This window comes from Brevundimonas sp. Root1423 (genome assembly GCF_001426805.1).
This window is the reverse complement of record NZ_LMFL01000001.1, coordinates 73,120-84,113: the sequence shown is the minus strand read 5'-3', so window position 1 is coordinate 84,113 and position 10,994 is coordinate 73,120. Positions and strand designations below refer to the sequence as shown.

Sequence of the window (10,994 nt, the reverse complement as noted above, 5' to 3'; positions counted from 1 at the left end):
ATGGCTGGTGTAATTATCGGGCCGGCTTCATCGGCGCGACGGCCAGCACCGGCATTTCCAGCGTGCGGCCGGTCGAGGCCGGGGTGACGTACCCCTTGCGGGTGAAGATCCGCAGCAGGCCGGCGCACAGGGCGGTGAAGGCGGCGAACAGGAAGATGACGGCCAGCAGGGGCGCCTTCATGCTTGAACCGCGGGTGGGAGCCTCGGCGCGTTCAATGACCGTAACGTTGTCGGCGCCGGCCGCGACCAGGGCGCTGTCAGCGCGGGCGGCGCTCTCGCGCTGCTGGAAGTCGCGGATGTTGGCGGTCAGCACCTCGCGGTTGCCGGCCAGGTTGGCGTTCGTCGATTCCAGCCGGGTCAGCTGCGCCTGACGCGAGCGGATCTGGTCCAGCTGGTTGTTGGCGACGGCCAGTCGAGCGGCCAGACCGTCACGGTCGGCGGCGGCGGTGATGCGGGCGGTCTCGATCTCGGTGAAGATGACGCTCGGGCCTGTGCGGACCTCCTTGGCGCCCACCGTCGTGCCGGTGGCGACATAGGCCTGAAGGTCGGCGATCTGCTGCTCGATGTCCTTCACCGGCTGGGCGTCCGGGGTGTAGCGCGACAGAAGGGCCTCGCGCTGGGTGCGCAGCTGCAGGATCTGGTCCTGCGCCGAGATATTCAGGTCCTGCTGCAGCACCACCTCGGCGGGCTGCTGCGCCAGCTGGGCTTCGAGGGTCGCGACGCGCTGGCTGGCCTGATTGAGCTGGGCCCGCAGCGAGAGGGCCTCGGCGTAGGTCGTCTGATAGGTGGCGGCCAGGGTCGCCTTGGCGGTCGCGAAATCGCCGATGTCATTGGACTGCATGAAGGCGGCGTAGGCGTCGTCCGCCGTGGCCAGATCGTTTTCGAACGCCTCGCGCTGTTGGGACAGCGCCGGGGTGCTGCGGTCGCGGAAGACGACGCGGCGCTGGACCAGATACTGGTCGACCACGGCGTTCAGAACCTGTGCGGCGCGGACCGGATCGTCGCCCTTGTAGGACACCGAGATGATGGCGCTGCCCGCCGTGGTGCCGACCCCGAGACTGGCGTCCAGCACCTTGAGCGCCGAGGCTTCCTTCTCGGCGGCTGTGCCCGAGGCGTCCGGGCCCAGGACGATGTCGGCGCCGACGGCGCGAACGGCGCGACGCTTGACCTCGAGGCTGTTGAGGATAGCGGCTTCCGAGCGGGCGACGGCGTCGGCCTCCAGCGGCTGGCTGCGCTCGGTCGCGCCGACGCGGGGCTGGTAGACGTATTCCGAGCCGGCGCCGGCGTATACGCTGGCGGTGGCCGTGTAGGATTTCTTGAGCATCAACACGGCGGCCGCGCCGATCGCGAAGACGGCGAGGAAGATCACCACCATCAGCAGCAGTTCGCGGAACAGCAGGCCGACGACATCAAGGAAGCCGTAGCGCGGGCGGACTGTTGTGTAGGCCGTCGTACGCATGCGGGCGGACTGATTCCATCGAACAGGGCTGACCATGGAAGCCTTGGGCCAGCCGCGTTAACCACTGGTTACCCATAAGCAGTGACCCTGCCCTCAACGTCGCTTTCGGGATTGAGTCTCCATGTCCATTGACCGCCGCATGATGCTGCTAGGCCTTGTCGGGGTCGGCGGCGCCGCGATGGCCGGTTGCGCGGGCGACGCCGACGCGCGCCGGGTCGAGGTCGCGCCGGTCGGCGACCGCATCCAGATCGTGCCCAAGACGTCCTTCCGCGAGATCGGCTTCGCCGACTGGAGCGACGCCGAGCCGCAGTACATCCTCTATCCCGGCGACGAGATCGAGATCGCCACCCCGACCGCCGTCGAACTGACCCGCACACAGAAGATCGGGCCGGACGGCCGCATCTCCCTGCCGCTGGTCGGCCAGATCATGGCGGCCGACCGGACCATCGCCCAGCTGGAGGCCGACGCCTCGGAGGCCTACGCCAGCCAGCTGCGCCGACCGGTGGTGGAAGTGACGCTGAAGACCGCCGGCCCGATCCGGGTCTGGGTCGACGGCGAGGTGCGGCTGCCCGGCGTCTACGACATGAATGGCGACATCGACGCCTGGCAGGCCATCATCCAGGCCGGCGGCTTCCTGCCCTCGGCCAAGCGCGACCAGGTGGCGCTGGTGCGGCGTGGTCCGGGCGGCACCCGCATGCTGCGGGCGGTGGACCTGCGTCCCAATGACCGGGAGATCGTCGCCCTGCGCCGCGGCGACATCATCTATGTGCCGAAAACGGTGCTGGGCGAGGTGGCGGACTGGGTCAGCCAGTTCCGCGCCGCCCTGCCGATCGGGTTCAGCTATGCGATCGGCGGGCAGTATCAGAGCTTCTAGGTGCGCTAGCGCGAGCGACGCGGTCGCTCGCTGCTTGAGCGCGAAGACGCTTCAGGCCGCCAGCGACACCACGCCCGCGTCGATCCACCGACGAGCCGCCTTCTGGGCCTCGGCGATTTCGTCCTGCTCCATCTCCTGGCTCATCTCGCGACGATAGACGCGCGCTTCGATGCTGCCCTTCATGGCGGCGAGGTTGAAGATCATGTGGGCCGAGACACGGTCCATCGGGCAACCGCCCTGGCCGCTCGAATACATCATGCCAAGCCGGAACAGATCATCGCCGCTCATGTCGGCGCTGGGCAGGGGAAGGCCCTGCTCCTGATCGACTTCCGGCGCCATTTCTTGCGCGTTCATCACCGTCATCTCCCGGGTTCGGAGCCGTTCTGGCCCTGCCCTCTGACAACGATCAAATACCCGTGGTTTGAAGTTAAAGTTAACAGCGAAACGTCCCATAAGACGTTTCTGTAGAGCGGAAACGAATACTTTACCCGCGATTCAGATCTCTGAAATCTCTCGTAAATCTCCCGGTCACACCCTCTGACGAAAGGTCACCGCGCCCGCTGGCCGAACAGGACCTTGCGCGCCGCCTCGGCGGACTTGTCCGACGAGGCCAGATTTCCCCGCAGGGCCTCGCCCAGCGCCCGTCCGGCAATGACGCCGGGACGTTCGCCCACCCTCTCCATCCATGCCGAGAGGTTCGGAAACCCGGCCAGATCCTGTCCCTGAAGCTGCGGAAGGATCCACGGCCAGGCGGCCATGTCGGCGATGGAATAGGCCCCGGCCAAAAAGTCACGGTCGGCCAGTCTTCGGTCCAGAACGCCGTAAAGCCGGTGCGTTTCGTCGGTGTAGCGGCGGACTCCATAGGCGATCTGACGCTGATCCTTGATGATCGCGGGCGCATACTGGCGGAAATGATGGGTCTGGCCCGCCATCGGTCCGAGGCCCCCGACCTGCCAGAACAGCCACTGGTCCACCTCGGCCTTGCCGCGCAGGTCGTGCGGATAGAATTTGCCGGTCTTGGCACCGAGATACTGCAGGATGGCGCCGGACTCGAAGATCGACAGGGGCATGCCGTCCGGACCGTCGGGATCGACGATGGCGGGCATCCGTCCGTTCGGACTGATGGCCTGAAACGCCGGGGCGAACTGTTCGCCCGCGCCGATGTTCACCGGCTTCATCTCATAGGGCAGCCCCATCTCCTCAAGGGCGATGGAGACCTTCCAGCCGTTGGGCGTGGGCCAGTACCAGAGTTCGATCGGGCGGGTCATGAAAGCTCCTCGACAGCGGAATCTCAGGTGGGCGCTCTGCCGCGCCCGCACAACAGCGAACCTGACAACGATGTTCAGGGTCGGTTCATCCGCACAGGCAGAGCGTCAGCCCATGATTAACGGCGGTAAACCATTCCGCCCGCTGGAGAGACAACGATGAACCGCTTCACCAAGGCCGCCGTGCTGGGGCTGGTGCTGGCCACCGCCGCCCCGCTGGCCGCTGAAGCCCAGAGCCGGAACGACCGCCGCGAATACCGTCAGGACCGCCGGGATGACCGGCAGGACAACCGTCGCGAACGCCGGGACGATCGTCGCGACTGGCGCAACGGCGAATACGACAACCGCCGCGAATACCGGCAGGACCGCCGGGACGACCGCCGCGACTATCGCGCCGAGCGTCGCGACGACCGGCAGGACTACCGCCGCGACCAGCGCTGGGATCGGAACAATCGCGACTGGTGGCGCGGCCGGGACGACTTCCGCGACTATCGCGGCGCCCGCAACGGCTACTGGTACGCGCCGAGCTACGGCTACTATCGGGTCGAGCCGCGCTACTACAACCAACGCTGGACACGCGGCGGCTATCTGCCGTCGGCGTACCGCGGCTACTACGTCCGCGATCCTTACGCCTATGGCCTGCGTCCGGCGCCGCGCGGCTATCGCTACGTTCACGCCGGCAATGACATCGTCATGATCGCCATCGCCACCGGCCTGATCGCCAGCGTGCTGTCGGGCGCCTTCTAGGCCTCCGGCAGCCAACGGAAAGACGCCCCGCCGGATTTCGATCTGCGGGGCGTTTTTCTGTCCGAAGTTTAATGCGCCGACCTTGGCCGTTCAGTGATGGTTCATCGACAGGGCGCGACCTTTGCATCAAGCCGTCTGACAGGGACGTGCGGGGAAGAAAACGAGAATGAAACGCTCACTTATGATGGCCGCGGCCGTGGCGGCCTTCGCCGTGCCCGCAGCCGCGCCTCTCACGGCCCTGGCCCAGGACGGCGAACCGTCGGGAGGCCGCCGCGGGGCCGCCCGTCAGAACGGCGGCGAAGAGCGGGCTGCGGCCCGTGCGGAGGCGCGGGCCGAACGCCAGGCCGAAGCTCCGCAACAGGAACGGCCGGAGCGCCGCGAGGAACGCCCTGCTGAACGCCCCCAGCCGACCGAGAACCGCGAACAGCGGCAGGAGCAGCGGCAGGAACGCCGTGAAAACCGGCAGGAGACCGGCGGGACCGAACAGGCGCGTGATCCGAACCAGCCCCTCTTCCGCAACCTCCAGGACATCCGCGACGCCCGCGCCGCCGAGGACCGGCGGACCCGGCAGGAACAGCGTCAGGAGCGCCGCGAAAACCGCCCGGACGGAACCCGGCCTGAACAGCCCCGCGATCCGAACCAGCCGGTGTTCCGCAACCAGCAGGACATCCTGGACGCCCGCGCCCGCGAGGCTCGCGAGAACCGTCGGAATGGTCAGGACGGCCGCGGCGACCGCGACGGACGTCGTGATGGTCAGGATGGCCGCGGCGGACGCGGCGACGGCCGGAACGGTCAGGGCGACCGCGATGGCCGTCGTGACGGTCAGTGGGACGGCCGCAACGACAATCGCGGCGACCGCGACGGCGCCCGTCGGGACCGGAGCGAGTACCGGGAGTTCCGCCAGCGCTTCAACAGCGACTCGTGGCGGCGCGACTGGAACCGCAACCACCGGTCCGACTGGTGGCGTAACGACCGGCGTTTCCGCGGCTACAATGGCCTTCGCATCGGCTTCTATTTCGCGCCGGGCTACGGCTAACGACTGGCGCACCTACGGCCTCGGCTATCCGCCCGAGGGCACGCGCTGGGTGCTGGTGGACAACCACATCTATCTGATCGACGCCTACGACGGCTATATCATCCAGGTCATCTACGACGCCTGGAGCTGGTAGTTCGTCAGCCCACGGAACAAGCGCCGTCCGATCGCGAGATCGGGCGGCGTTTTCGTATGCGGACCAAGGTTGCGGCGGCGCGCGTGACGGGTCAGAACCGGCGCATGACCGACGCGGCGATCAGCGACAAGACACGCGGCGAGGAAGTCCCCTCTTCCCGCGCCCCGCAGCTGCACCTGTCCGAAGAGCTGATGGCGTCGCCCTCGCGCTTCTTCAATCGCGAAATCTCATGGCTGGCCTTCAACGGCCGGGTGCTGGAAGAGGCCGCCAATCCGGCCCACCCCCTGCTGGAGCGGCTGCGCTTCCTGTCGATCTCGGCCAATAACCTCGACGAGTTCTTCATGACCCGCGTGGCCGGCCTGAAAGGCCAGGTCCGCGAACGGGTTCGGGTGGTGTCGGCCGACGGCCTCACCCCGGCCGAACAGCTGGACAAGGTCAATGTCGCCGCCGGCGCCCTGATGGCCGAGCAGCAGCGCCGCTGGCGCAAGCTGCGCAAGGAGCTGACCGCCGCCGGGATCGAGGTGGTCGACGCCGACAAGATCACCAAGACCGAGCGTGAGCGGCTGGAGCCGGAGTTCCTCAACCAGCTGTTCGCCGTGCTGACGCCGATGGCGATCGATCCGGCCCACCCCTTCCCCTTCCTGCCCAATCTCGGCTTCTCGCTGGGGCTGAAGCTGAAGCGTCGCTCGGACAACCGCACCCTCTATGCGCTGGTGCCCGTGCCGACGCAGGTGAAGCGGTTCTGGCCGCTCGCGACAGACGGCCGCTCTACCCCCGGCCGGAAGCGCTACATCAGCCTTGAAAATCTGCTGACCCTGTTCATCGACCACCTGTTCCCCGGCTGCGACGTGCTGGAGCGCGGGGTCTTCCGCCTGATCCGCGACAGCGACATCGAGATCGAGGAAGAGGCCGAGGATCTGGTCATGGAGTTCGAGGAGGCGCTGAAGCAGCGTCGTCTGGGCTCGGTCGTACGGATCAAGATCGAGGCGTCCATGCCGGACGACCTCCGCAACTTCATCACCAACGAACTGGACGCCGCGCCGCAGGACACCGTCCTGATCGCCGGCATGCTGGGTCTGGCCCAGGTCGCCGACCTGATCCCGTCCGGCCACCCCGACCTGAAGTTCAAGGGCTACGAACCCCGCTATCCCGAGCGGGTGCGCGACAACGGCGGCGACATCTTCGCGGCGGTCCGCGAGAAGGACATGCTGATCCACCACCCGTTCGAGAGCTTCGACGTGGTGGTCCAGTTCCTGCGTCAGGCCGCGCGCGACCCCAACGTCATCGCCATCAAACAGACGCTGTACCGCACCTCCAAGGACAGCCCCATCGTCGCCGCCCTGATCGAGGCGGCCGAAAACGGCAAGAACGTCACCGCCCTGGTCGAGATCAAGGCGCGCTTCGACGAGGAGGCCAACCTGCGCTGGGCCCGGGCCATGGAGCGGGCCGGCGTCCACGTCGTCTTTGGCTTCGTCGAATGGAAGACCCACGCGAAGCTCAGCGTCGTCGTGCGGCGCGAGGGCGAGGCGCTACGCACCTACTGCCACTTCGGCACAGGCAACTACCATCCGGTCACCGCACGGGTTTACACGGACCTGAGCCTGTTCAGCTGCGACCCGATGCTGGGCCGCGACGCCTCGCGGGTGTTCAACTACATCACTGGCTACGCCCAGCCCGACGAGCTAGAGGCGCTGGTTGTCTCGCCGCTGAACATGAAGACCACGCTGATCGACCTGATCGGCAAGGAGATGACGGCGGCGGCGCAAGGCAAGCCAGCGGCCATCTGGGCCAAGATGAACTCGCTGGTCGATCCCGAGGTCATCGACGCCCTGTACCGCGCCAGCCAGTGGGGCGTGCGGATCGAACTGATCATCCGCGGCATCTGTTGCCTGCGCCCCGGCGTGCCGGGCCTGAGCGAGAATATCCGGGTCAAGTCGATCGTCGGCCGCTTCCTCGAGCACGCCCGCATCGTCGCCTTCGCCAGCGGCCACAACCTGCCGCACAACAAGGCCAAGGTGTTCATCTCGTCCGCTGACTGGATGAACCGGAACCTTGATCGCCGGGTCGAGCTTATGACCCCCGTGCTGAACGCGACCGTCCACGACCAGGTGCTGGACCAGATCATGGTCGCCAATCTGAAGGACGACGCCCAGAGCTGGGTGCTGGCGCCCGACGGCGCCTATCAGCGGGTCCAGCCCGCCGACCCGGAACGGCCGTTCTCGGCCCACAAATACTTCATGACCAATCCCAGCCTCTCGGGCCGCGGCCGCAAGGTGAAAACCCTGCCCGGCCAGCTTTCCTACGAGCCCTCGCGGAAGAAACGCTGATGCCCGAGGCCCTGCTGTCGGCCATCGGCGCGCCGCGCGACGTGGCGGCGATCGACATCGGATCCAACTCGGTGCGCCTCGTGCTGTACCGGCTGGAGGGTCGGGCCATCTGGACGGTGTTCAACGAAAAGGTTCTGGCCGGTCTCGGGCGGGAACTGGCGGCGACGGGCAAGCTGTCCGTAGAGGGCTCGGTCCAGGCGCTGACGGCTCTGAAACGGTTCGCGGCGGTCATCGAGGGCGTGCGGCCGGCGCTGGTGTTTGTTGCGGCGACGGCGGCAGTCCGCGAAGCCGCGGACGGTCAGGAATTCTGCGACAGGGTGGCGGCCGAAACGGGGCTGAAAATCCGGGTCCTGTCGGGCGAGGAAGAGGCCCGCTATGCAGCCCTCGGCGTGCTGGCCGGCATTCCGGACGCCGACGGCGTGGCGGGCGATCTGGGCGGTTCCAGCCTTGAGCTGGTGCGACTGGCTGGCGGCACGGTCGAGCGCGGGGTGACCCTGCCGCTGGGGCCCTTCTCCTTCGCCGACGAAGGCCCGTTCGACGCCGACCGGCTGCGCAAGGCGATCGGCAAGCGGCTGGAAGCCGCGGCCGATTTCAGGGCCGACACGCTTTACGCCGTCGGCGGGGCATGGCGGACGCTGGCGCAGGTGCACATGGAGATGAACGGCTATCCGCTGCGCATCGTGCACCAGTACACGATGTCCGCAGATGAGATGCTGGCGACCGCCGGCCTCATCGCGCGCGCCTCGAAGGCGGCGCTGGAGAAGTGGCCGGGCGTGTCGAAGAAGCGCTCCGAGACCCTGCCACATGCCGCGCTGGTGCTGGAGGGGCTGGTCCAGAGGTTGGGCCTGAAACGCGTCGTCGTCTCCGCCTGGGGCGTGCGCGAAGGCCTGCTGTATGAGGCGCTCGAACCCGACATCGCCGCGGCCGATCCCCTGCTGGCGGGTTCGTCGGCCCTGGGCGCGCGTCAGGGCATTTCACCGACCCTGCCCGGCGCGCTGAAGGGCTGGATCGCCCCGCTGCTGGCGGCCATGCCCGTGACCTTCGACAAGGCCCGTGACGACGTGCTGGCTGACGCCGCCTGCCGTCTGGCCGACCTCGGCGCCCGACTGCATCCGGACCACCGCGTCGAACTGTCGTTCGATCAGGTGCTCCGTGCCCCGGTGCCGGGCCAGACCCATGCCGAGCGCGCGTACCTCGCTGTAGCGGTTAACGCCCGATACGGGGGACCCGTGTCGACGCCGGAGCCGAAGACGGTGGCGCGACTCCTGACCGAGGAACAGCTGGCGGGCGCGCGGACGCTGGGGCTGGCGATCCGGCTGGCCTGCGACCTGTCCGGGCGCGCGCCGCAACTGCTGGCCAACGCCCGCGCCGATGTGAGGAACGGCACGCTGGTGCTGACCGCCTCCGACGGCTACGCCGACGTCCTGCTGGGCGAACAGACTCGCCGACGCGGCAAGGCCCTGGCCGAGGCGATGGGGCTGAAGCTGGATATCAGAAACGGCGGCTGAACGGCCGTCAGTCGCCCATCCACCAGCGCAGTTTGACATCGCGAACCGTCAGGGCGCCGACAGTCAGGGTCCCGGTCACCACCACGCCCTCGTCCCCGAGATTGCGGCGCGCGGTCGCCAGCGCGCCCTGATCGATCCGGCCCTCGAAACGCACGGCGCCTGTATCGGGCGAGGTTCCCTCAAACTCGATGCGATCGTCGGAGACGGCGTAGCGCGTCGAATGGATCCGGACCATGAGGCTGTGGACCTCGCCCTGTTCGGTCTCGATCATCGGGCTGGAGCCGTGTGAGAACTCCACCATCACCGGCGAATAGGTGGCGTCCGGGTTCGTGCCCGTCCACGACCGGAACTCGGCTGACTGGCCGACAAAGACATGGTCCAGCTTCCACTTGCCGATCCGGACCTCGCTCACCGGCTTGTAGAAGCCGGACAGGTCCGATGTCGCGGAATAGCCGAAAGCGTTCGCCGCCGGCGCATCGGCCGGTTCGACTGGCCGGTCGCAGGCCGCGGCGGCGAGCACGGCGAAGACGACGACCAGAGTTCTGATGCGCATGGAATCCTCCACCCGCACACCGACCACGCGCCGCCTCCGCTGTCGAGGCTTAGCGGTCCAGCCCTGAGTCCAGCGCCCGGAACGAGGCGATCGACAGCTCGGTCGCGCTGATGAAGACCGAGGGCGTGATCCGCTCGAAATCATCCGACGGGCGGTGATAGTCCGGGTGGTAGTTCACGCCCAGGTACAGGAACGGCACCTGCGCCTTGTAGAAGGCGGCGTGATCGGACGACTCGACCCAGTTATCCTCGCCCGTGTCCTGCGGCGTGTCCTTGCCAAAGGCGAGGGCCACCGCGCCGTTGGCCGGAAGCGCCTCCAGAATGGGGCGGAAGGCCGGGTTCTGATAGGTGCCGGTGACCCACAGCTTGCCGTCGGTTTCGGCACGGGCGGTCATGTCGAAATTCAGGTTCATGGCGATCGAGGCCAGCGGCACCGGCGGCGCCTCGACGAAATGTTTCGCGCCCAGCAGACCGCGCTCCTCGCCGTCCAAAGCCACGATCAGCACGCTGTGCTCCGGCGCCTGGCGCTTCAGGGCGGCGGCCAAGGCCAGCATGGTGGCCACACCCGACGCGTTGTCGTCAGCCCCGTTGAACACCTGACCCTCGGCATTGACGCCGACGTGATCGTAGTGGGCCGTGACGACGATGTAGCGGTCGGTCACGCGCGTGCCGGGGATCAGACCGATGATGTTGACGCCGTTGAAGGTCTTCGGACCCGCGCGGGTGCGGCCCTGCATCTCCCACGGCTGAAGCCGGCCCATGGGCGGGGCGACGACGCCGAGGCTGTCCAGCCGTCCGACGATGTAGTTGCGCGCCATCTCGCCGCCGGGCGCGCCGGTGTCGCGGCCCTGCATGTCGTCGGCTGCGAGGATGCGGACATCGTCCAGCAGCTGGGCATGAATGACCGACGGGGGCGGCGAAGCCACGACGGTCGGTACGCTCGGCGCGCCCATGCAGGCTGACAGGAACAGCGCCGCCACGACGGGCGACAGAGCGGCGAGACGGACGTGCGGCATAGGGAGCTCCCAGGATTCGTCGCGACGCTACCGGGACGCGAGGGCGCTGTCAGATTAACTCGCCGTCATTCCGGCTG

Annotated in this window: 11 protein-coding genes; 6 read left to right on the top strand and 5 right to left on the bottom strand. The window is 67.7% G+C overall.

All coding sequences use genetic code 11. The features are described from left to right. Positions 1-13 precede the first annotated feature (13 nt). Positions 14-1,459, bottom strand: coding sequence for a chain-length determining protein (locus ASD25_RS00400; protein ID WP_056613865.1), 1,446 nt, complete (start codon positions 1,457-1,459; stop codon positions 14-16). Between the two features lie 121 nt (positions 1,460-1,580). On the opposite strand from ASD25_RS00400, the gene ASD25_RS00395 reads away from it, so the two are divergent. Continuing rightward, on the top strand, positions 1,581-2,333 hold the full coding sequence (locus ASD25_RS00395) for a polysaccharide biosynthesis/export family protein (protein ID WP_056613861.1): 753 nt from the start codon (positions 1,581-1,583) through the stop codon (positions 2,331-2,333). Between the two features lie 51 nt (positions 2,334-2,384). On the opposite strand, the gene ASD25_RS00390 is transcribed toward ASD25_RS00395, so the two are convergent. Beyond that, positions 2,385-2,687: a hypothetical protein gene (locus ASD25_RS00390; RefSeq protein ID WP_056614786.1), complete on the bottom strand. Its 303-nt coding sequence runs from the start codon at positions 2,685-2,687 to the stop codon at positions 2,385-2,387. A 194-nt stretch (positions 2,688-2,881) separates the two neighbouring features. Further along, positions 2,882-3,601, bottom strand: coding sequence for a glutathione S-transferase N-terminal domain-containing protein (locus ASD25_RS00385; RefSeq protein WP_056613855.1), 720 nt, complete (start codon positions 3,599-3,601; stop codon positions 2,882-2,884). A 156-nt stretch (positions 3,602-3,757) separates the two neighbouring features. On the opposite strand from ASD25_RS00385, the gene ASD25_RS00380 reads away from it, so the two are divergent. The 5 genes from ASD25_RS00380 to ASD25_RS00365 all read left to right on the top strand — a co-directional run bounded on the left by ASD25_RS00380 (position 3,758) and on the right by ASD25_RS00365 (position 9,349). Further along, positions 3,758-4,345 carry an RcnB family protein gene (locus tag ASD25_RS00380; RefSeq protein ID WP_056613852.1) on the top strand — a complete coding sequence of 196 codons (588 nt, stop codon included), beginning with the start codon at positions 3,758-3,760 and terminating at the stop codon, positions 4,343-4,345. Between the two features lie 166 nt (positions 4,346-4,511). Further along, a complete protein-coding gene (locus ASD25_RS00375) occupies positions 4,512-5,381 on the top strand; it encodes a hypothetical protein (protein ID WP_156389143.1) in 870 nt (289 codons plus the stop codon). Further along, positions 5,338-5,514 carry an RcnB family protein gene (locus ASD25_RS29015; RefSeq protein WP_082572092.1) on the top strand — a complete coding sequence of 59 codons (177 nt, stop codon included), beginning with the start codon at positions 5,338-5,340 and terminating at the stop codon, positions 5,512-5,514. Before ASD25_RS00375 ends, ASD25_RS29015 begins: the two co-directional genes overlap by 44 nt. Before the next feature lie 104 nt (positions 5,515-5,618). Next, the gene (locus ASD25_RS00370; RefSeq protein ID WP_056614785.1) at positions 5,619-7,841 is read left to right on the top strand and encodes an RNA degradosome polyphosphate kinase; all 2,223 of its coding nucleotides are present in this window, start codon (positions 5,619-5,621) and stop codon (positions 7,839-7,841) included. Continuing rightward, entirely contained in the window at positions 7,841-9,349 is a 1,509-nt protein-coding gene (locus tag ASD25_RS00365; protein ID WP_056613847.1) for a Ppx/GppA phosphatase family protein, read from the top strand. The genes ASD25_RS00370 and ASD25_RS00365 overlap by 1 nt, the downstream gene beginning before the upstream one ends. 7 nt (positions 9,350-9,356) lie before the next feature. On the opposite strand, the gene ASD25_RS00360 is transcribed toward ASD25_RS00365, so the two are convergent. Both ASD25_RS00360 and ASD25_RS00355 read right to left on the bottom strand, forming a co-directional pair. Continuing rightward, entirely contained in the window at positions 9,357-9,902 is a 546-nt protein-coding gene (locus ASD25_RS00360; RefSeq protein ID WP_056613844.1) for a hypothetical protein, read from the bottom strand. A 49-nt stretch (positions 9,903-9,951) separates the two neighbouring features. After that, a complete protein-coding gene (locus ASD25_RS00355) occupies positions 9,952-10,917 on the bottom strand; it encodes a M28 family peptidase (RefSeq protein WP_082572090.1) in 966 nt (321 codons plus the stop codon). Positions 10,918-10,994: the final 77 nt, after the last annotated feature.